General features: G+C 40.1%; 18 protein-coding genes. 17 read left to right on the top strand and 1 reads right to left on the bottom strand.

All coding sequences use genetic code 11. From position 1 onward, the window contains the following. Positions 1–6: 6 nt before the first annotated feature. The 10 genes from P8P68_RS02540 (at position 7) to P8P68_RS02495 (ending at position 15,154) form a co-directional block, all read left to right on the top strand. On the top strand, positions 7–1,185 hold the full coding sequence (locus P8P68_RS02540; protein WP_278276103.1) for an MFS transporter: 1,179 nt from the start codon (positions 7–9) through the stop codon (positions 1,183–1,185). A gap of 90 nt (positions 1,186–1,275) precedes the next feature. Then, entirely contained in the window at positions 1,276–3,234 is a 1,959-nt protein-coding gene (gene ligA / locus P8P68_RS02535; protein ID WP_278276102.1) for an NAD-dependent DNA ligase LigA, read from the top strand. Positions 3,235–3,391: 157 nt separating this feature from the next. Beyond that, complete coding sequence (gene pulA / locus P8P68_RS02530; RefSeq protein WP_278276101.1) at positions 3,392–5,677, top strand: type I pullulanase; 2,286 nt, start codon at positions 3,392–3,394, stop codon at positions 5,675–5,677. A gap of 196 nt (positions 5,678–5,873) precedes the next feature. After that, positions 5,874–7,298 carry an NADP-dependent glyceraldehyde-3-phosphate dehydrogenase gene (locus tag P8P68_RS02525; protein ID WP_278276100.1) on the top strand — a complete coding sequence of 475 codons (1,425 nt, stop codon included), beginning with the start codon at positions 5,874–5,876 and terminating at the stop codon, positions 7,296–7,298. Positions 7,299–7,570: 272 nt separating this feature from the next. After that, complete coding sequence (gene glgB / locus P8P68_RS02520; protein ID WP_001064530.1) at positions 7,571–9,466, top strand: 1,4-alpha-glucan branching protein GlgB; 1,896 nt, start codon at positions 7,571–7,573, stop codon at positions 9,464–9,466. 158 nt (positions 9,467–9,624) lie between these two features. Next, positions 9,625–10,767: a glucose-1-phosphate adenylyltransferase gene (locus P8P68_RS02515; protein WP_000787250.1), complete on the top strand. Its 1,143-nt coding sequence runs from the start codon at positions 9,625–9,627 to the stop codon at positions 10,765–10,767. Beyond that, positions 10,757–11,896: a glucose-1-phosphate adenylyltransferase subunit GlgD gene (gene glgD / locus P8P68_RS02510; RefSeq protein WP_000687055.1), complete on the top strand. Its 1,140-nt coding sequence runs from the start codon at positions 10,757–10,759 to the stop codon at positions 11,894–11,896. Before P8P68_RS02515 ends, glgD begins: the two co-directional genes overlap by 11 nt. Beyond that, the gene (gene glgA, locus P8P68_RS02505) at positions 11,893–13,326 is read left to right on the top strand and encodes a glycogen synthase GlgA (protein ID WP_278276099.1); all 1,434 of its coding nucleotides are present in this window, start codon (positions 11,893–11,895) and stop codon (positions 13,324–13,326) included. The genes glgD and glgA overlap by 4 nt, the downstream gene beginning before the upstream one ends. Positions 13,327–13,384: 58 nt before the next feature. Beyond that, the gene (serB, locus tag P8P68_RS02500) at positions 13,385–14,029 is read left to right on the top strand and encodes a phosphoserine phosphatase SerB (RefSeq protein WP_084944544.1); all 645 of its coding nucleotides are present in this window, start codon (positions 13,385–13,387) and stop codon (positions 14,027–14,029) included. Between the two features lie 9 nt (positions 14,030–14,038). After that, the gene (locus tag P8P68_RS02495) at positions 14,039–15,154 is read left to right on the top strand and encodes a glycerate kinase (protein WP_278276098.1); all 1,116 of its coding nucleotides are present in this window, start codon (positions 14,039–14,041) and stop codon (positions 15,152–15,154) included. Here the strand turns inward: P8P68_RS02495 and P8P68_RS02490 are convergent. After that, positions 15,151–15,597, bottom strand: coding sequence for a DUF1694 domain-containing protein (locus P8P68_RS02490; protein WP_084857474.1), 447 nt, complete (start codon positions 15,595–15,597; stop codon positions 15,151–15,153). The genes P8P68_RS02495 and P8P68_RS02490 overlap by 4 nt on opposite strands. A gap of 162 nt (positions 15,598–15,759) precedes the next feature. Between P8P68_RS02490 and eno the strand changes: the two genes are divergently transcribed. The 7 genes from eno to P8P68_RS02455 all read left to right on the top strand — a co-directional run bounded on the left by eno (position 15,760) and on the right by P8P68_RS02455 (position 21,782). Further along, positions 15,760–17,064 (top strand): surface-displayed alpha-enolase, encoded by a 1,305-nt coding sequence (gene eno, locus P8P68_RS02485; RefSeq protein WP_000022813.1) that lies wholly within the window; start codon positions 15,760–15,762, stop codon positions 17,062–17,064. A gap of 126 nt (positions 17,065–17,190) precedes the next feature. Continuing rightward, complete coding sequence (locus P8P68_RS02480) at positions 17,191–17,685, top strand: YkgJ family cysteine cluster protein (RefSeq protein ID WP_247924138.1); 495 nt, start codon at positions 17,191–17,193, stop codon at positions 17,683–17,685. Between the two features lie 202 nt (positions 17,686–17,887). Next, on the top strand, positions 17,888–18,724 hold the full coding sequence (locus P8P68_RS02475; RefSeq protein ID WP_247924137.1) for an AraC family transcriptional regulator: 837 nt from the start codon (positions 17,888–17,890) through the stop codon (positions 18,722–18,724). A 184-nt stretch (positions 18,725–18,908) separates the two neighbouring features. Then, positions 18,909–19,823: a peptidase gene (locus P8P68_RS02470; RefSeq protein ID WP_247924136.1), complete on the top strand. Its 915-nt coding sequence runs from the start codon at positions 18,909–18,911 to the stop codon at positions 19,821–19,823. A 126-nt stretch (positions 19,824–19,949) separates the two neighbouring features. Beyond that, complete coding sequence (locus P8P68_RS02465; protein ID WP_042902251.1) at positions 19,950–20,492, top strand: ClbS/DfsB family four-helix bundle protein; 543 nt, start codon at positions 19,950–19,952, stop codon at positions 20,490–20,492. Positions 20,493–20,776: 284 nt separating this feature from the next. Next, the gene (locus P8P68_RS02460; RefSeq protein WP_000504319.1) at positions 20,777–21,280 is read left to right on the top strand and encodes a hypothetical protein; all 504 of its coding nucleotides are present in this window, start codon (positions 20,777–20,779) and stop codon (positions 21,278–21,280) included. Positions 21,281–21,365: 85 nt separating this feature from the next. Next, complete coding sequence (locus P8P68_RS02455; RefSeq protein WP_000110626.1) at positions 21,366–21,782, top strand: immunity 70 family protein; 417 nt, start codon at positions 21,366–21,368, stop codon at positions 21,780–21,782. The last annotated feature ends 48 nt before the right edge of the window (positions 21,783–21,830 follow it).

Raw genomic sequence — 21,830 nt, 5'->3', positions numbered from 1 at the left:
TTTTATATGAATCGACATGCAATCCAGTTGATTAGTCGTGGTGCTATTAATAAGATAGGAAATATGCTCTATGATTATGGAAACAGTGTTTGGTTGGCATCAATGGGGACGATAGGACAGACTGTTCTTGGGATTTATCAGATTTCTGAACTCGTCACATCGATTCTGGTCAATCCCTTTGGCGGAGTGATTTCAGATCGCTTTTCGCGTCGCAAAATTTTGATGACGACAGACTTGGTTTGTGGTATTCTCTGTTTAGCTATTTCTTTCATCAGAAATGATAGCTTGATGATTGCTGCCTTGATTTTTGCCAATATTGTTCAGGCGGTTGCCTTTGCATTTTCTCGTACAGCCAATAAAGCCATTATAACTGAGGTTGTAGAGAAAGACGAGATTGTGACCTATAATGCTCGCTTAGAGCTCGTTTTGCAGGTTGTAGGTGTTAGCTCCCCTGTACTTTCTTTCCTCGTTTTACAATTTGCCAGTCTCCATATGACGCTCGTTTTAGATGCCATTAGTTTTTTCATCGCATTTACCTTAGTAGCTTTTCTACCCAAAAAAGAGGCTAAGGAACAAGTGAAAAGGACTCTCAGCTGGAAAAATATTTTTGCTGATATGAAAGAAGGGATTCGCTATATTTGGCGCCAGCAAGAAATTTTTTTTCTTTTGTTAGTCGCTTCCAGTGTTAATTTCTTTTTTGCAGCTTTTGAATTCCTCCTCCCTTTTTCAGAACGGCTTTACGGGGTAGAAGGAGCTTATGCAACTATTTTGACTATGGGCGCTATTGGTTCCATTATTGGAGCTCTTCTAGCTAGCAAAATAAAGGCAGGTGTTTATAATCTTTTGATTCTATTGGCCTTGACTGGAGTTGGAGTTTTTATGATGGGATTACCACTGCCAACTTTTCTTTCCTTTTCTGGAAATTTAGTTTGTGAACTGTTTATGACGATATTTAATATTCACTTTTTTACTCAGGTTCAAACCAAGGTTGAGGGGGAATACTTGGGGAGAGTCCTAAGCACTATTTTTACCTTAGCCATCCTATTTATGCCGATTGCAAAAGGCTTTATGACGGTGCTACCAAGTGTCCATCTCTCTTCTTTTCTGATAATTGGAAGCGGGGTTATTGTCCTGTCTTGTTTCTCCCTCATTTACGTGCGAAGTCATTTTAAAAAAGAGTTATAATTTCTTTTTTTTTAGAAAATATTTCACTACGAATCATTTTTCCGTCCTTCTCTATTGTGAGGAGGGCTTGCTTTGTGGTAAAATGGGATTATGAATGAAAGAATGAATGAGTTAGTTGCCTTACTTAACCGCTATGCGACCGAGTACTATACGAGTGACAATCCCTCGGTGTCAGATAGCGAGTATGATCGTCTCTACCGAGAGTTGGTCGAATTGGAAGCTGCCTATCCAGATCAAGTTTTAGCGGACAGTCCGACCCATCGTGTTGGTGGTAAGGTTTTAGATGGTTTTGAAAAATACAGTCATCAGTATCCTCTATACAGTTTGCAGGATGCTTTTTCACGTGAAGAGTTAGAAGCTTTTGATGCGCGTGTGCGAAAAGAATTACCCCAACCGACCTATATTTGCGAGCTGAAAATCGATGGTTTGTCTATCTCGCTTACGTATGAAAAAGGGATTTTGGTTGTTGGTGCCACACGTGGGGATGGGTCTATTGGAGAAAATATCACCGAAAACCTCAAGCGCGTCAAGGACATTCCTTTGACCTTGCCCGAAGAACTAGATATCACCGTTCGTGGAGAGTGTTACATGCCACGCGCTTCCTTTGATCAGGTCAACCAAGCCCGCCAAGAAAATGGGGAGCCTGAATTTGCCAATCCTCGTAATGCAGCAGCTGGGACCCTTCGTCAGTTGGATACGGCGGTAGTTGCCAAGCGCAATCTTGCCACTTTCCTTTATCAAGAAGCCAGTCCTTCAACTCGCGATAGCCAAGAGAAAGTCTTGAAGCATCTTGAACAGCTTGGTTTTGTAGTTAATCCAAAGCGAATCCTTGCTAAAACTATAGATGAGATATGGGATTTTATCCAAGAAGTAGGACAAGAACGGGAGAAACTACCTTACGATATTGATGGAGTGGTCATCAAGGTCAATGACCTAGCAGGTCAAGAAGAGCTTGGCTTTACCGTTAAAGCGCCCAAGTGGGCAGTTGCTTACAAGTTCCCTGCTGAGGAAAAAGAAGCCCAACTCCTTTCAGTTGACTGGACAGTCGGGCGTACTGGAGTTGTTACGCCAACTGCAAACCTAACACCTGTTCAGCTTGCTGGGACAACTGTTAGCCGTGCAACACTGCACAATGTAGATTATATTGCTGAAAAAGATATCCGCAAAGACGATACGGTTATCGTTTATAAGGCTGGAGATATCATCCCTGCTGTTTTGCGTGTGGTAGAGTCCAAGCGTGTTTCTGAAGAAAAACTAGATATCCCAACAAACTGTCCAAGTTGTGACTCTGACTTGTTGCACTTTGAAGATGAAGTGGCTCTTCGTTGTATCAATCCTCGTTGTCCTGCTCAAATCATGGAAGGTTTGATTCACTTTGCCTCTCGAGACGCCATGAATATTACAGGACTTGGTCCATCTATTGTTGAAAAGCTTTTTGCTGCCAATTTAGTCAAGGATGTGGCAGATATTTACCGTTTGAAAGAAGATGATTTTCTCCTTTTAGAAGGTGTCAAGGAAAAGTCTGCTTCTAAACTGTATCAGGCCATTCAAGCATCCAAGGAAAACTCTGCTGAAAAGCTCTTGTTTGGTCTGGGAATTCGCCATGTCGGAAGCAAGGCTAGCCAACTCTTGCTCCAACATTTCCACTCTATTGAAAATCTAGCCCAAGCTGATCCTGAGCAAGTAGCAAGTATTGAAAGCTTGGGTAGTGTGATTGCTCAAAGTCTTCAGACTTTTTTTGCTACAGAAGGGTCGAAGATTCTCTTAGATGAGTTGAAAGATGCTGGAGTTAATCTGGACTACAAAGGGCAGACAGTAGTAGCAGATGCAGCCTTGTCAGGTTTGACAGTTGTATTAACAGGAAAATTGGAACGTCTCACGCGCTCAGAAGCCAAAAGCAAACTTGAAAGTCTGGGTGCCAAAGTCACAGGCAGTGTTTCCAAGAAAACGAATCTTGTAGTAGCAGGAGCAGATGCAGGAAGCAAGCTCCAAAAAGCACAAGAACTTGGTATCGAAGTTCGAGATGAAGCTTGGCTAGAAAGTTTGTAAAGAATAGTTGAAAACTAGATGTTAGATAGTCTGAAACTATCTCTCCTGATGTATTTTTATATCTATTAATGCTATTCTCTATTGTGCTGAAATTCCCGCTAAATTCTTCAGCACCACATAAAAAAATTAAAATTGAAATTAGGAATTAGGAAAAGAAATGTATAGATACCCAGTAGTCATCCATTTTCACCGAAAAAATGGGGATTATGATGCTTGTTCATTCAGTAGAAAACAGGCAGATGTTAAAGAAAATTTGTATTATGAAAATGACTATTTTGGAGCAAAATTCTCCTTTACAGTTACAAGTGCAGAAAGGCTCGATACTCTGACCTTTTCTGTCGAAATAGATGGAAAGACAAAAGATTATCTCCTACGGTTTAACTATTATCCACTGTTGACTGAGGTTTGGATTTTGGATGGTGATGAGACGGTTTATTATTCTGAAAATCCAGCCATTGCAAGTTCTTGCTATAAAGATCGAAACCCGTTTGCTTTTGATAAAGCCTTTCACAGTGAAAGTTTTGATCACCATTGGGGATACCAAGGAGAGTTGGGGTATAGTATCTCTGACTACCAGACAAGCTTTAAACTCTGGGCTCCAACCGCTACAGCTGTACAGGTGGTTGTCTATGAAAATACCAGCAACGATGCTCCGATTTGGAAAACCTATAATCTAGAGCGTGGGAATAGCTATTCATATAGTCATAAGTACAATACCATTGGTGTTTGGAGTGTAGACCTGGATGAAAATCTTGCAGGTAAAGCTTATCAGTATCAGATTGAATTTCCGCACCATCAGACTTTGACACGAGATCCTTACACTATTGCTACAAGCCCTGACGGGAAACGTTCCGTCATTCTCTCTCAGCAAGATAGACAGGTAGAAGGATTTAAAGTCAAGCATGGGACAGACGCTCCTTGGCGTTTGGAAAACCCATGTAAAGCGGTTATCTGTGAGATGCACATTCGTGATTTTACAAAATCGCCAACATCTGGAGTTCCAGAAAATCTTCGAGGGACCTTCCTTGGTGCTGCCCAGACAGGAACGACCAACCAATTCGACCAAGCAACCGCCTTTGACTATATCAAAGAACTCGGCTGTAATTATGTTCAGCTCCAACCAATCTTTGATCGCCATAAGGAATACGACGAGGACGGAAATGTAACCTATAACTGGGGTTATGATCCTCAAAACTACAATGCCCCAGAACCAAGTTTCTCTAGTAACCCAGATGATCCTGGACAGGTTATTCGAGACCTCAAGACCATGATTCAGGCATATCACGATGCAGGAATCGGTGTCATTATGGATGTCGTTTATAACCATACCTTCTCAACGGTCGATGCACCTTTCCAAACAACTGTTCCTGATTATTACTATCGTATGAATCCAGATGGAACCTTTCAAAACGGAACAGGTGTTGGAAATGAAACCGCAAGCGAACACGAAATGTACCGTAAGTACATGATTGACTCACTCCTTTATTGGGTGAAAGAATACAATATTGACGGTTTCCGTTTTGACTTGATGGGAATTCACGATGTCAAAACCATGCAGGCAATTCGTTGGGCACTTGATGAAGTTGATCCACGTATTATCACCTATGGAGAAGGTTGGGATATGGGGATCGGTCTTGCGCCTTATGATAAGGCCAAGAAGGACAATGCCTACCAGATGCCAAATATTGGATTCTTCAATGATGATCAGCGTGATGCCATCAAAGGAGGAGAAGTTTATGGCTCAATCAAGGCAGGATTTGTTAGTGGTGCAGCTACAGAACCGATTGTAGCCAAAGCTATTCTTGGTAGCCGAGAGTTGGGCTCATATCTTAGTCCAAACCAAGTTCTTAACTATGTGGAAGCCCATGATAATTACAACTTGCATGATTTGTTAGTAACCCTTCATCCAGATTACAGTTCAGATAAGATTATGCGTCAGGTTGAGACAGCAACAGCGATGAGCGTTCTTATGCAAGGGATGTCCTTTATAGAGTTGGGTCAAGAATTTGGCCGCACCAAACTCCTTGCTACTGGAGAAAATGGTGAGCTGACTCCGGCAGATAGAGAACGCGCCATGAATAGTTATAATGCTCCAGATAGTGTCAACCAGGTCAACTGGGATTTAATCAATGAGAGACAAGAGAGCATTGAATTTATCCGTCAGATTATTCGTCTAAAAACACAAACGCGTGCTTTCTCTTATCCTACATATGAAGAAGTTTATCGTCATGTCTTCGTCCATACAGCTGCTGAAAATAGTGGGTGGATTGTTTACGAAATTCACGGTGCTGCAGAGCATTTATTGGTGGTATTTAATGCCAAGGGAACCTCCTTCTACTTTGAAAATGCAGGAAATCTTGAAATGCTTGTGTCCAACAGTCGTTCTCAAGAGTCTAATGTGATTGATGATATCAGCGTTGCAGTCTTGAAGGTACTTTCATAGTAAATACTACAAAAAGGTTTAGTTAACTCTAGACCTTTTTTATTTTTATTGAAAAACCAATATCTAATAGGAATAAATTTCAAATAATTTGAAGAATCAAGTTTGTGAAAAAAATATCAATATTTTCCAAAAAGGGGTTGTAATTTTCTGAAAATTTGATAAAATAAGTTTTAATCATTTTCAGGAGGAAGAGAATTTGACACATTATCAGAATTTAGTGAATGGAAAATGGAAATCATCAGAGAATGAAATTGCCATCTATTCTCCCATCAATCAAGAAAAGTTGGGTACAGTACCTGCTATGAGTCAGGCTGAAGTAGATGAGGCGATGAAAGCAGCGCGTGCAGCTCTCCCAGCATGGCGTGATTTAGCACCCGTTGAGCGTGCAGCCTATTTGCATAAGACAGCAGACATTTTGGAACGTGACAAAGAAAAAATTGGTACCATTCTTGCTAAAGAGGTTGCAAAAGGGATTAAAGCAGCCATTGGAGAAGTAGTACGTACAGCAGAATTGATTCGTTTTGCTGCCGAGGAAGGTCTCCGTATCACTGGACAAGCAATGGAAGGTGGCGGTTTTGAAGCTGCAAGTAAAAATAAACTAGCCGTTGTCCGTCGTGAACCAGTTGGTGTCGTTTTAGCTATTGCACCATTTAACTATCCAGTCAACCTTTCTGGATCTAAGATTGCTCCGGCTTTGATTGCAGGAAATGTCGTTATGTTCAAACCCCCAACACAAGGATCTATTTCTGGCCTCTTGCTAGCTAAAGCATTTGACGAAGCAGGAATCCCAGCAGGTGTCTTTAACACCATCACTGGACGTGGTTCTGAAATCGGAGACTACATCATCGAACACAAGGAAGTGAACTTCATTAACTTTACAGGTTCAACACCGATTGGTGAGCGTATTGGTCGTTTAGCTGGTATGCGCCCGATTATGCTTGAACTTGGTGGGAAAGATGCAGCAATTGTCTTAGAAGATGCAGATTTAGAAAATGCAGCTAAGCAAATCGTAGGTGGTGCCTTTAGCTACTCTGGTCAGCGTTGTACCGCTATCAAACGTGTTTTGGTTGTGGAAAGCGTAGCAGACAGATTGGCAGAATTGCTCCAAGCTGAAGCTGCTAAGCTAACAGTCGGTGATCCATTTGACAATACAGATATCACGCCAGTTATTGATAATGCTTCAGCTGATTTCATCTGGGGATTGATTGAAGATGCTCAGGAAAAAGGAGCCAAAGCGCTCAGCCCAATCAAACGTGAGAATAATCTCATTTGGCCAGGACTTTTTGATTATGTCACAAGAGATATGAAATTAGCCTGGGAAGAACCATTTGGACCTGTTCTCCCAATTATTCGAGTTGCAGATGCCAATGAAGCACTTGAAATTGCTAATGAATCAGAATTCGGTCTTCAATCTTCAGTCTTTACAAATGACTTTAAGAAGGCGTTTGAAATTGCTGAAAAACTTGAAGTTGGTACCGTTCATATTAATAATAAAACACAACGTGGACCAGATAATTTCCCATTCCTTGGTGTAAAAGGTTCTGGTGCAGGAGTACAAGGAATTAAATATAGTATCGAAGCGATGACAAATGTTAAATCCATTGTTTTTGATGTGAAATAATTTATAAAATCAGGAAAACGACTTCCTGATTTTATTTTTTTCAAAAAAATGCAGTTTAAAATTGATAAAAAACGAATATTCTGGTATTATAATAAAAAAATATATGGAAATTGTTTCGTGTTCTATTTTCTGGATATCTTTTTTAAAATGCTAGGTAATTTTTTGAAGGCTTTCATAAAAAAATATGATTTCCTTCGTAAATTACTTGAAAGTTATCTTAAAAGAGTGTATAATAGAATTATAGAAAACGCTTACAAAAGAAAGGGGATTGAATGAATAATCAAGAAGCATTAAGAACCTTTACTACAGGTGAGAACTTTCACCTCCAGCATTATTTAGGAGCGCATAGAGAGGAGAAAAACGGAGAAATAGGCTATACCTTTAGGGTTTGGGCCCCGAATGCACAAGCAGTTCATCTAGTTGGTGATTTTACCGATTGGGTTGAGAATCAGATTCCTATGGTTCGTAATGAAGCAGGTGTTTGGGAAGTCTTTACGAGTCAAGCCCAGGAAGGTCAGATTTATAAATATCATATCACGCGTGCAAATGGTCACCAGATTATGAAGATCGATCCTTTGGCAGTTTATTTTGAAGCTAGACCGGGTACAGGAGCTGTTTTGACCAATATCCGTGAAAAGAAATGGAAAGATGGCCTTTGGCTAGCACGTCGCAAACGTCTGGGATTTTTCGAGAGACCAGTTAATATATATGAAGCCCATGCAGGATCTTGGAAGAGAAATCCAGATGGTAGTCCCTATACTTTTTCGCAACTGAAAGACGAGTTGATTCCATACTTAGTTGAGATGAACTATACACATATTGAGTTCATGCCTTTAATGGCTCACCCACTTGGATTGAGCTGGGGCTATCAACTTATGGGTTACTTTGCTTTTGAACATTCCTATGGTACACCTGAGGAATTCCAAGATTTCGTTGAAGAGTGTCATATAAATAATATCGGTGTTATCGTCGACTGGGTTCCGGGTCATTTCACTATTAATGATGATGCATTAGCATATTATGACGGTACACCAACTTTTGAATACCAAGACCACAACAAGGCTCATAACTATGGTTGGGGTGCACTGAATTTTGACCTCGGGAAAAATGAGGTCCAGTCTTTCCTGATCTCAAGTATTAAATTTTGGATTGATTTTTACCACTTAGATGGTATTCGGGTCGATGCAGTGAGCAATATGCTGTATCTAGATTATGATAATGCTCCTTGGACTCCAAACAAAGACGGTGGAAACCTTAACTACGAGGGTTATTATTTCCTTCAACGTTTGAACACCGTTATCAAGCTTGCTCATCCAGATATCATGATGATTGCAGAAGAAAGTTCATCAGCAACAAAGATTACTGGCATGAAAGAAATGGGCGGCCTTGGGTTTGACTATAAATGGAATATGGGCTGGATGAATGACATTCTCCGTTTCTACGAGGAAGATCCGATTTATCGCAAGTATGACTTTAATCTTGTGACTTTCAGCTTTATGTATGTTTTCAATGAAAACTATCTCCTGCCTTTCTCACATGATGAAGTAGTTCATGGTAAGAAGAGTATGATGCATAAGATGTGGGGAGATCGCTACAATCAGTTCGCTGGTCTGCGCAACCTCTACACCTATCAAATTTGTCATCCAGGCAAGAAACTCTTGTTCATGGGTAGTGAGTACGGGCAATTCCTCGAGTGGAAGTCTGAAGAGCAGTTAGAATGGTCTAATCTAGAAGATCCGATGAATGCCAAGATGAAGCATTTCACTTCACAACTGAATCAATTCTATAAAGAGCATCGTTGTCTTTGGGAAATTGATACTAGTTATGATGGTATCGAGATTATCGATGCTGATAATAGAGATCAGAGTGTCCTTTCCTTTATTCGTAAGGGCAAGAAGGACGAAATGTTAGTCTGTGTCTTTAATATGGCACCAGTTGAACGTAAGGACTTTACGATTGGTTTACCTGTTGCAGGTATTTACGAAGAAGTTTGGAATACAGAACTAGAAGAATGGGGAGGTGTGTGGAAAGAGCACAATCAAACAGTTCAGACTCAAGAAGGCTTATGGAAAGATTATGAGCAGACTTTGACCTTTACCCTGCCTGCTATGGGGGCAAGCATCTGGAAGATCAAGCGTCGTTTGAAACCAACCAAGAAAAAAGAATAATGGACTGATGATTATAATTTTTTAGATTTTAAAAACGGATTTACTTGTATTGGACTTGAAACACAAGAGAAATGGATTTCCTATTATTTTTATAAAAAGTTTGACTTCCGACCTTCTTTCGATTTTAACGTTCACATGTCTTTATAAAGGAGTAGAAAATGAAGAATGAAATGCTAGCTTTGATCCTTGCGGGTGGGCAAGGAACTCGTCTCGGAAAACTCACTCAAAGCATTGCCAAACCGGCAGTGCAATTCGGTGGGCGCTACCGTATCATTGACTTTGCTCTTTCCAACTGTGCAAACTCTGGAATCCATAATGTTGGTGTGATTACGCAGTACCAACCTCTTGCTTTGAATAACCATATTGGAAATGGTTCTAGCTGGGGATTGGATGGTATCAATTCAGGTGTCTCTATTTTACAACCTTATTCAGCCAGCGAAGGAAACCGTTGGTTTGAAGGGACTAGTCACGCTATCTACCAAAACATTGACTACATCGACAGTGTTAATCCTGAGTATGTTTTGATTCTTTCTGGTGACCACATCTACAAGATGGACTACGATGATATGCTTCAGTCCCATAAGGATAACAATGCCAGTTTGACAGTAGCTGTCCTAGACGTACCTCTCAAAGAAGCTAGCCGTTTCGGTATCATGAATACAGATGCCAATAACCGTATCGTTGAATTCGAAGAAAAACCTGCGCAACCTAAGTCTACAAAGGCTTCGATGGGGATTTATATTTTTGACTGGAAACGACTTCGCAATATGCTTGTTGCTGCTGAAAAGAGCAATGTGGATATGTCAGACTTTGGGAAGAACGTTATCCCTAACTATCTCGAGTCTGGTGAAAGTGTCTATGCTTATGAATTTAATGGCTACTGGAAAGATGTTGGTACGATTGAGTCACTTTGGGAAGCTAATATGGAGTACATTTCGCCAGAAAATGCCTTGGATAGCCGCAATCGTCAGTGGAAAATTTACTCTAGAAACTTGATTTCACCACCAAACTACTTTGGTGCGCATGCACACGTTGAAGATTCATTGGTCGTGGATGGCTGTTTTGTAGATGGAACTGTAAAACGTTCGATTCTTTCAACAGAAGCACAAGTACGTGAAGGCGCTGAGGTCGTTGATTCTGTCATCATGAGCGGAGCTATTATTGGCCATGGCGCAAAGATTACTCGTGCTATCATTGGTGAGGGTGCCATTATTGCTGACGGCGTAGAGATTGACGGAACGGACGAAGTACAAGTAGTAGGATACAATGAAGTAGTGGGGGTAGCAACAGATGAAGATTGATAAATATTCAGCCATTTTAGGAAACACAGTTGGTTTTCATGATATGTCAACGTTAACAGAACACCGTCCGGTGGCTAGCTTGCCTTTCGGTGGGAAATACCGTTTGATTGACTTCCCCCTTTCCAGTCTTGCAAATGCAGGTGTTCGTAGTATCTTTGGTATTTTCCAACAAGATAATATCAGCTCAGTTTTCGACCATATCCGTTCAGGTCGTGAGTGGGGCTTGTCAACCCTTCTAAGTCACTACTATCTAGGAATTTACAATACTCGTGTTGAAAGCAGTACAGTTGGAAAAGAGTATTACCAACAGCTTCTCACCTACTTGAGACGTTCAGGTTCAAACCAAACCGTTTCGATTAACTGCGATGTGCTGGTGAATATTGACTTGAATCAAGTCTTCCACCTACACAATACAACAAATGGTCCGATCACAGTTGTATATAAGAAACTTCCGAAGAAAGACATTTCAGATGTGAATGCTATCTTAGAAATTGATGAAACTGACCATGTTCGTTCGCACAAACTCTTTGATAACAAATCTACGGATGAACTCTTCAACATGTCTACAGATATCTTTGTTGTGGATACTCCTTGGTTGATTGAACGACTTGAAGAAGAAGCTCAGAAAGAATATCCTGAAAAGTTACGCTATGTTCTTCGTGATTTAGCTGCAAAAGAAGGAGCTTTTGCTTACGAATACACAGGCTACTTAGCGAACATTCATTCTGTTCAGTCCTATTATCAAGCAAACATCGATATGCTTGAATCTAAAAAATTCTACTCTCTTTTCTCACCAAATCAAAAGATTTATACAAAAGTTAAGAATGAAGAACCAACCTACTATGCGAATACTTCAAAAGTAAGAAGTTCTCAGTTTGCTTCTGGTAGTATCATTGAGGGTGAAGTAGTTCAGTCAGTCCTATCTCGTAACATTTATGTTCACAAAGATAGTGTGGTGAAGGACAGCATTCTATTCCCTCGAGTTGTGATTGGTCAAGGTGCCCAAGTTGAATATGCCATCCTAGACAAAGGAGTTGAAGTTGCGGACGGTGTTGTCATTCGAGGCACAGCAGAACATCCAGTTGTAGTTAAGAAGGGTGAAACAGTAACAGAGGACATTTATTCATGAAAATTTTATTTGTAGCGGCAGAAGGAGCACCCTTTTCAAAAACAGGTGGTTTGGGCGATGTCATTGGTGCACTTCCCAAATCACTTGTAAAAGCGGGGCACGAAGTTGCAGTTTTCTTACCTTATTATGATATGGTAGAAGCTAAGTTCGGTGACCAGATAGAGGATGTTCTTCACTTTGAAGTTAGTGTAGGATGGCGTAGACAGTACTGTGGTATTAAGAAGACGGTTTTGAATGGCGTAACCTTCTACTTCATTGATAATCAGTATTATTTCTTCCGTGGTCATGTGTATGGTGATTTTGACGACGGTGAACGCTTCGCCTTTTTCCAACTGGCTGCTCTTGAAGCCATGGAACGCATCGGCTTTATCCCTGACCTTCTCCATATTCATGATTACCACACAGCCATGATTCCCTTCTTGTTAAAAGAAAAGTACCATTGGATTCAGGCATATCAAGGTATCAGAACCGTTTTAACCATTCACAATTTGGAATTCCAAGGTCAATTTTCTGAAGGAATGTTGTGGGATTTGTTCGGTGTTGGGTTTGAACGCTATGCTGATGGCACCCTTCGCTGGAATGATTGTCTCAATTGGATGAAAGCTGGTATTCTCTACGCGGATCGTGTCTCAACCGTTTCCCCTAGCTATGCGCACGAGATTATGACCAGTCAGTTTGGTTGCGGTTTGGATCAGATTCTTCGGATGGAGTCAGGTAAGGTTTCAGGTATAGTTAATGGTATTGACGCAGATCTTTATAATCCTCAAACAGACCCACTTTTAGACTATCATTTTGATAAGGAAGATTTGTCTGGAAAAGCTCAAAACAAAGCAAAATTGCAAGAGAGAGTTGGGTTACCAGTGCGAGCAGATGTTCCTCTAGTTGGGATTGTCTCTCGATTGACACGCCAAAAAGGTTTTGATGTTGTGGTAGAAAGCTTGCATCGTTTCTTACAGGAGGACGTTCAAATAGTCCTTTTAGGAACAGGAGATCCTGCTTTTGAACATTCCTTCTCCTGGTTTGCGCAAGTCTATCCAGACAAGCTATCAGCAAATATCACTTTTGATGTCAAACTTGCTCAAGAAATCTACGCAGCTTGTGACCTCTTCCTCATGCCAAGTCGTTTTGAGCCATGTGGTTTGTCTCAAATGATGGCGATGCGCTATGGAACTCTACCACTGGTTCATGAAGTGGGTGGCTTGCGTGACACTGTTCAATCCTTCAATCCGATAGAAGGAACTGGAACTGGATTTAGCTTTGATAATTTAACACCATACTGGCTTAACTGGAGTTTCCAAACAGCCTTGGATGTTTATAAGTACCAGCCGGAAGTTTGGAGAAATCTACAAAAACAAGCTATGGAATGTGATTTCTCATGGGATACAGCCTGCAAATCTTACCTGGACTTGTACCATAGTTTAGTCAACTAATAGATAAAATCGTATGATTCTTTCATACGATTTTTGGGCTGTTTAGAAAGGAAAGCTTATGTCTCAAGAAAAAGGCTTGTGTGTCATGGACGTTGACGGCACCCTGATAGCAGAAGAGGTGATTGATCTTTTAGGAAAAGAAGCAGGTTGCGAAGAAGAAATATCGCAGATCACAAGCCAGGCAATGCGAGGTGAACTGGACTTTGAAAGGAGTTTACGAGCGAGAGTGGCTTTGTTAGAAGGTCTTCCGATTTCAGTCTTTGATACTGTTTTCAAATCCATTCATCTGTCTAAGAATGCTCAAGAATTTATCTCCATACTTCAAAAGAAGGGTATTCTAGTCGGTCTAGTGTCTGGTGGATTTGCACCAATAGTTAAGAGATTAGCAAAATCCCTTGGTATTTCCTATCTCTCCGCCAACCAGTTAGAAGTCAAAGACGGTTTTTTAACAGGTCGACTAGTTGGTGAAATTGTGACAGCTCAAGAAAAACAAGCCACTCTTGAGAAATGGAGAAAGGAATTAGGACTTCCCAAAGAAAGAACGATTGCTATCGGTGATGGTGCCAATGACCTCTTGATGTTAAATTCAGCAGGTTACGGTATAGCCTTTTGTTCCAAAGAGGTCGTAAAATCCGAGATAGCTTGTCATGTAGATACGAGGGATTTTTTAGAAGTTCTACCTTTGATTGATTTCTTAGAATGAGAGGGAACTATGAAAATTGTAATTGCACCCGATTCTTTTAAAGAAAGTTTGACGGCAGAAGAGGTCGCTCAAGCTATAGAAAGGGGCTTCCAAAAATCGATAGCAGATGTAGAATGTCTGCTTTGCCCTGTAGGTGATGGTGGGGAAGGAACTGTAGATGCTATTCGACATTCTCTTGACCTAGAAGAAAAATGGCAAGAGGTGACTGGACCTTTTGGCCAAAAAGAATCAATGCGCTACTTTCAAAAAGGTCAAATAGCGCTCTTTGAAGTTGCTGACTTGGTTGGTCTTGGGAAGATTCCGCAGGAGAAACGAAACCCTCTCCATATCCAAACCAGAGGTATCGGAGAGTTGATTCGCCATCTCGTTGATCAAGGGATGAAAGAAATCTATATCGGAGTTGGTGGTACGGCAAGTAATGACGGTGGGATAGGCATTGCTGCGGGTTTAGGTTATCGTTTTTATGATAAGAATGGAAAGGAATTGCCAGCTTGCGGTCAGACTTTGCTTGAGTTTGAGTCAGTTTCAAATAGCAAGTTGTATAGGATTCCTGAAGATGTGAAAATCCGCATTTTAGCAGATGTCGTGAGCCTTTTATGTGGTCATCAAGGGGCGACCTATACATTTGGAAAACAAAAGGGCTTGAATCCTGCTTTGTTTGAGACAGTAGATTTGGCTATACAGCGGTTCTATGAAAAATTTTCACCATCAACCCTCTCTCTTAAAGGAGCAGGGGCAGGTGGGGGTATTGCTGCTGGGCTATGTGCTTTTGCTGAGGCCTGTATCGTATCTGGAATTGATACTTGCTTGGATTTGATAGACTTTGACAAGAAAGTTTCAGATGCCGACTTGGTTATTGTTGGAGAGGGCAGACTGGATAGTCAAAGCTTCGCTGGGAAAGCTCCTATCGGTGTAGCAAAAAGAACCCCTAACAGAGTTCCAGTTATTGCTATTTGTGGTAGTCTTGCTGACGATTTGCCTCCCCTACCATTTGAAAATATACAAGCAGCATTTTCCATTTTAGAGAAAAGTGAACCTTTAGAGAATAGTTTGAAGAATGCAAGTCTCTATTTGGAGCACACAGCTACTAATATCGGTCATTTATTAAATATGAGGAAGGATTAACCTAACCATTTTTTCCAGATTGATTTTTTAGGAGTTTCTGTCTTTTTCTCCTCCCAGAGATTCGAGAATGCAAGTCTAAGGTCTTTTTCATCTACTTGAACAGGTTTGTTCGTGTGAATGACAAGGCCGAAAGGAGAGGTGATATGATCATCTGAAACAATAGTCGCCTGGCAGTTGCTTTCCTTTGCTTGTTTTAAGTAAAATACCTGTTTGTCAAACTCTATATTTGGAGAGATCTTCACAAAAAGTGCCTCTACCTTTTCTTGAAAACTTTCTAAAATAGAGAAAAATCCATGTTCTAATTCAGGACTATTGGCAGTACTGATATCAGCGTAGCCAAGAACTCTTTCCTCAAAAGTTCCGAGATAGCGGCGTTGTTCATCTGGGTTTAATTTCGGCCCACCATGAGCTTTTTCTAGTAGTTGTTTTGATAAATCTGTCATAAAAACAGTATATCACAAAAATCGCATGAAAACAGACAAAAGAAAGCGATTACTTTATAAAGTTAAGGAAAATTTGCACAAAGATAACGTTTTTTCTTGAAAAACGCTTGTTTTTAAGGTATCATAGAGGTGTAAAAAATTTAACTCAAAGGAGAGTAAAAAATGTCAATTATTACTGATGTTTACGCTCGCGAAGTCCTAGACTCACGCGGTAACCCAACACTTGAAGTAGAAGTTTATACTGAATCAGGTGCTTTCGGACGTGGTATGGTTCCATCAGGAGCTTCTACTGGTGAACACGAAGCAGTTGAACTTCGCGACGGTGACAAATCTCGTTACGGTGGTCTTGGTACACAAAAAGCTGTTGACAACGTAAACAACATCATCGCTGAAGCAATCATCGGCTACGATGTACGTGACCAACAAGCTATCGACCGTGCTATGATCGCACTTGACGGTACTCCTAACAAAGGTAAATTGGGTGCAAACGCAATTCTTGGTGTGTCTATTGCTGTAGCTCGCGCTGCTGCTGACTACCTTGAAATCCCACTTTACAGCTACCTTGGTGGATTCAACACTAAAGTTCTTCCAACTCCAATGATGAACATCATCAACGGTGGTTCTCACTCTGACGCTCCAATCGCTTTCCAAGAGTTCATGATCTTGCCAGTTGGTGCGCCAACATTTAAAGAAGCTCTTCGTTACGGTGCTGAAATCTTCCACGCTCTTAAGAAAATCCTTAAATCACGTGGTTTGGAAACTGCCGTAGGTGACGAAGGTGGATTCGCTCCTCGTTTCGAAGGAACTGAAGATGGTGTTGAAACTATCCTTGCTGCGATTGAAGCTGCTGGATACGTTCCAGGTAAAGACGTATTTATCGGATTTGACTGTGCATCTTCAGAATTCTACGATAAAGAACGTAAAGTTTACGACTACACTAAATTTGAAGGTGAAGGCGCTGCTGTTCGTACATCTGCAGAACAAATCGACTACCTTGAAGAATTGGTTAACAAATACCCAATCATCACTATCGAAGATGGTATGGATGAAAACGACTGGGATGGATGGAAAGCTCTTACTGAACGTCTTGGTAAGAAAGTTCAACTTGTTGGTGACGACTTCTTCGTAACAAACACTGACTACCTTGCACGTGGTATCCAAGAAGGTGCTGCTAACTCAATCCTTATCAAAGTTAACCAAATCGGTACTCTTACTGAAACTTTCGAAGCTATCGAAATGGCTAAAGAAGCTGGTTACACTGCAGTTGTATCACACCGTTCAGGTGAAACTGAAGATTCAACAATCGCTGACATCGCAGTTGCAACTAACGCAGGACAAATCAAGACTGGTTCACTTTCACGTACAGACCGTATCGCTAAGTACAACCAATTGCTTCGTATCGAAGACCAACTTGGTGAAGTAGCTGAATACCGTGGATTGAAATCATTCTACAACTTGAAAAAATAATCGTTGATTTAACAACGTTTTAAGCCCCTCGGATTTTATCCGAAGGGCTTTTTTCTGTTCAAGGGGATAAGAAAAGAGCAGAGTTTATGGTATAATAAACAAAAACACTTGTATTAGGAAGAAATTATGTCTAAAGAGATTGATATCGAGTATTACCACCAACTAGCACTGCAAAAGCAGAAGGAGCACCGCAAAGTGTTAGCTAATCTAAAGAAAAAACCACCAAAGAATCTAGATAAGATTGCACAGCAGATTCACCAAGAAGTTTTTGATGAGATTGATTGTACTGCCTGTGCTAACTGTTGCAAGACATTGGGGCCTGACTTTAAGGAAGCCGATATTACCAGTATTGCTAAGTACTTTAAGATGAAATTACCAGCTTTTGAAGCGGAGTTTCTGCAGGTAGATGAAGATGGTGATAAGGTTTTCAAATCCATGCCTTGCCCCTTTCTAGGAGGAGATAATCTCTGCTCAATCTACGACGTTCGTCCCAAGGCCTGTCGTGAATTCCCCCATACAGATCGTAAAAAAATCCATCAAATTAATCATTTGACAATTAAGAATACCTTGACCTGCCCTGCAGCCTATCTCTTTGTTGAGAAATTAAAAGATAAGTTATAGAATTTACACCTTTAAATCTTGTCCAAAGATTCTAGGGTGGAAATATCTTGTATTTGTTAGAATATAGATAGAATTGAACACGGACTAAAAGCTATGCGAAAAAGAAGAAATTACCTAGAATCAGAAGAACCAGCGATAATTTTCCAATTTTCACTTTGCTTTTAACGACCTTTGTATCTTATGGAGGTAAGAAAAGAAGAATATGATGCATCAATTCAATCAAACCATGGATTATTTGGAGCAGCAACTGACTGGAGAAGTGGATATGAAAAGATTTCAGCAGCTATCGGGCTATTCTTACCCTCTCTTTAGCAGGCTATTTTCTATCCTGGCAGATATGACATTAGCAGAATACTTGCGCAATCGCAGGCTGTCAGAAGCAGTGACAGACTTGAGGGGAAGCACTGAGAAAGTCATTGATATAGCACTGAAATACGGCTATGAGTCTTCTGATGCCTTCAGCTCAGCCTTTAAGAAATTCCATGGGGAAACTCCCTCAGAAGTTCGAAATGGAAAACCTTATCGGGTCTTTCCTAAGCTTCAATTATCCTTAAAAATCACAGGAGGAAAGAACATGGATATCAAGATTCAAAAGAAGCCTGTATTTACCGTGGCAGGCGTCCTATTGGAAGCTATTGACAATAGCAAATGCCCGTCTGCTTGGGAGTATCTCTATGCTCATCACAGCTTAGAAAGCCTAGAAAGTCTGGGCAGTGGCCAATCTCTCGGTGTCTGCTCGGATGTCAAAGAAGGCGAAATTATCAACTATATAGCTGCCTATGATGTGACGGATAAAGCTAAAGCAGAAGAACTGGGTCTATCAATCAAAGAAATCGCAGAAGCTGAATATGCTATCGTACCAGTCAAAGGCCCAATACCAGAAAGCATTCACCATGCTTGGAAATATGTTCTAGAGATTTTTTTCCCCGAAACTGGCTATCGTCATTCAGGTGCTCCAGATTTTGAAGTCTATTCCGAAGGCGACATGTCGTCACCAGACTATCAAATGGAACTCTGGATACCAGTGATCAAGGACTAGATAATTTTCTGATATTTTATAAAGATGCAAAACTAACTCTGTAGAAGATATCTTTTACAGAGTCTTTTATTGTGGAAATTCATGTCCGTAAAGCAAACATGCCCTATTTTTTGTTTGGATTTTATGGGGCATGAGAATAGTTTTCTCGGTATAATAGTCCCATAGAAGATAAGGAGGCATGAATATGCAGATGTATTTTGGAGATGTGTCACTTTGCTATAGCTATTCATTGGCAATGGCACTAGAAACCTATGGTTATGACTTTAAAGCAGATTTTTTAGAGGCAATTATGGTGATGGGAAATGGCGCTAGTATCGTAAAGGAAGATGAGGAGCACCCTCTAGTATTCTTTGATAATGGAATGCCAGACCTTTCCATCTCCCATTCCTTAAAAATACTAGGGTTTGACTATGAGGATTTCTATCTAAAAGATGGAGCGGAAGTAGATTTGGAAGAGATTAAAGGAAAGTTGGAAACATTTCTGTCCAATGGATCTGTCGTACTGGGGCCTCTTGATATGGGCCATCTGACCTACAATCCCAATCACACAATCCTTTATGGTGTGGATCACTTTGTAACCGTGTATGACATTGATGATCAGTACCTCTATTTGCACGATCCAGCTGGTTTTGCCTGTATGAAGGTTGCTTTTAATGACATACTAGAAGCATGGAAGGCAGAGGCTATTGACTATAAGCGCGGAGCCTACTCCATGTGGGGAAATTTTAAGAAGGTCAAGAGTCCTAGTCAGACTGAAATCTATCAAGAAACAGCAAGGATTATGAAGACCCGATATCTGAATGGTCAAAGTGGTGTGTTGGAATGCTATGCAAAAGTAGTTGCTGAAAACGGCTTAAATACGGAGCAAAGACAACTGCACCAGTATTTTAGCTTTAAACTTGCAGCTGTTCGAAATCTCTATCTCAGTAAGTTCTTAAAAGATCATGATCCGAAAGGGGCAAGATTAAAAGAAGAATTGGCTACTCTATTTAGCCAAGCCCATCTTTCATGTTTAAAAGAAGATTATCAAGAACTAGCCCACTTGCTTTATCAGATGGCTGAAGTGGATGGTCGTTTTAGAGATTTATATGTAAAGTAGTGACTATAAGCATAAAAAAATAGTTAGTAAAAGCAGCTTTTCGTAAAATGAAGAACTGCTTTTTGATTATGGTATAATGAAGTAAGAAAATAGCTTATTCTAGTTGAAGATGAAGGGAGAACTCCCATGCCTAGACCAAAAACGAAAGAGGAGCTAGTGTTAGCCTCTAAGGAAAACTATGAAAAGCTCAATCACTTTATATCTAAATTAAGTGAAGAGGAGCTACAGACTCCTTTTGATTTTTCAAAAGACCAAAAGAAAAAAGAAGCTCACTGGAATAGAGATAAAAATCTACGGGATGTTTTGATCCATCTATATGAATGGCAGCAATTACTTTTAACTTGGGTACATTCTAATCAAAAAGGTCAAGAAAGAACTTTTCTCCCTGAACCTTATAATTGGAAAACTTATGGGGAAATGAATGTCGCTATTTGGAAGAAGCATCAGAAAACGTCCGTAGAAGAAGCGACCAAACTCCTCAATCAATCGCATAAAAAGGTTTTAGAGTTAATGGAAGGCTTCAGCAATGACGAATTGTTCACAAAAGGTACCTATAAATGGACGGGTGGGACAAGTCTAGGTTCCTACTTTGTCAGTAGCACCTCCAGTCACTATGACTGGGCTCTGAAAAAACTCAAAGCTCATCAGAAAAATTGTAAGAAACGTTAATTGAAGAGTTTATGAAGGTTGGAAAATCTTCTTCTAAGCTTCGAATAGCTTAGTTCTCGTGATTTTTGAGCTCTTCTAGCTTTAGAATCCTTCAAAAATTAAAATTTAAAGCTGTCATAGACTTAGAATAGATCTAAAAAATATATACAAATGCAATTCTAAACTTAGAATTGAATTTATATTAAAGTGATTATACTGTTCGATACTTAGAATGACTTGATTCTGAGAAATGTTGACTAGAAAATGGATCGAATGGCTTTTTTCTGATATAGGATGATAGATAGATGGGTGAGATGATGAACATACAAAAAGAGAAAGTTAGAAAAGAGTTGATGTCCCTCTGTTTGGGAGAGTTCACAGCCGTCCTATCTATTTGGTTTTGTTTTTTCCTTTTGAAAAATAGGCTTGGTGATTGGAATGGTTTGATCTCTATTCTTCATCCGTTGTCTTTACTGACATTTATTTTGCTTCAAGGTTCAATCTATTGGGCGATTTTGATTAGAAGACTCTCGAAACCTCAGTTCGGAAGTGAAAATGTCCCTAAACTATATGGTGTGCTCAGAATACTAGACCTCGTTTTACTTATTTCAGGCTTTCCTTTTATTGTCTGGAATGCACAGAGTGTCCTAGTGACTATCTTAGCCACGTTGATACAGCTTTTTGCCCTTATCGAATGGGTTAATTATTTCCTCCTACGCCTATCTTATAGTTTGAACCCTCTTGTTTTATGGAAACGAATTACCAAGGGAAAACTTGAAAAAAGCAGAATAGCCAAGGAGTTGGGGTAGGGGGAATGAATGTATGTTTTAGATACTATCAATATAAAACTTTAGTTGACGTTAAATAATATTAAAAATGAGTAGGAGAATATCTATGTCTGTAGGGTTAATGGTTGGTTATAATTGGTGGACTATAGGAGAAGGGAGTCTTTTTAATTCATTCTTTTCGACTATTTATGTTCGCTTAGAGAATAATGAGTGGGGAAGTAGATACCCAGTAATAATGAATAAGCTTTACTGGGGAGATGTTCCTTTTGAATCTGTTGAAAGAGGAATAGCTGAGTTGGTATCTATCCAAGAGGAGTTGAAAAAATTTCTCCCTCAGGATGTTATATGGGATTTTGAAGATTTGTCACTCACTCCTCCTTGGGGAAATAATATCGCAGAGCATATAACAAATTTATCACATTATTTCATAACGAGTTCCGGAAAAGATTTAATAGAAGTTTTGCTGACTAGTTTTAGATTTGCACTTGAGCACGGTCAAAATGTGAGTGTAAAAAGTATTTGAAACTCAATAAATCAAAGGTTCATTTATGCTATAATGTTCTTAATGAAT

The sequence above is a fragment of the Streptococcus sp. D7B5 genome, assembly GCF_029691405.1.
GTDB lineage: Bacteria > Bacillota > Bacilli > Lactobacillales > Streptococcaceae > Streptococcus.
Note: the sequence above shows the minus strand (reverse complement) of the source record. Positions and strands in the feature narration are given on the sequence as shown.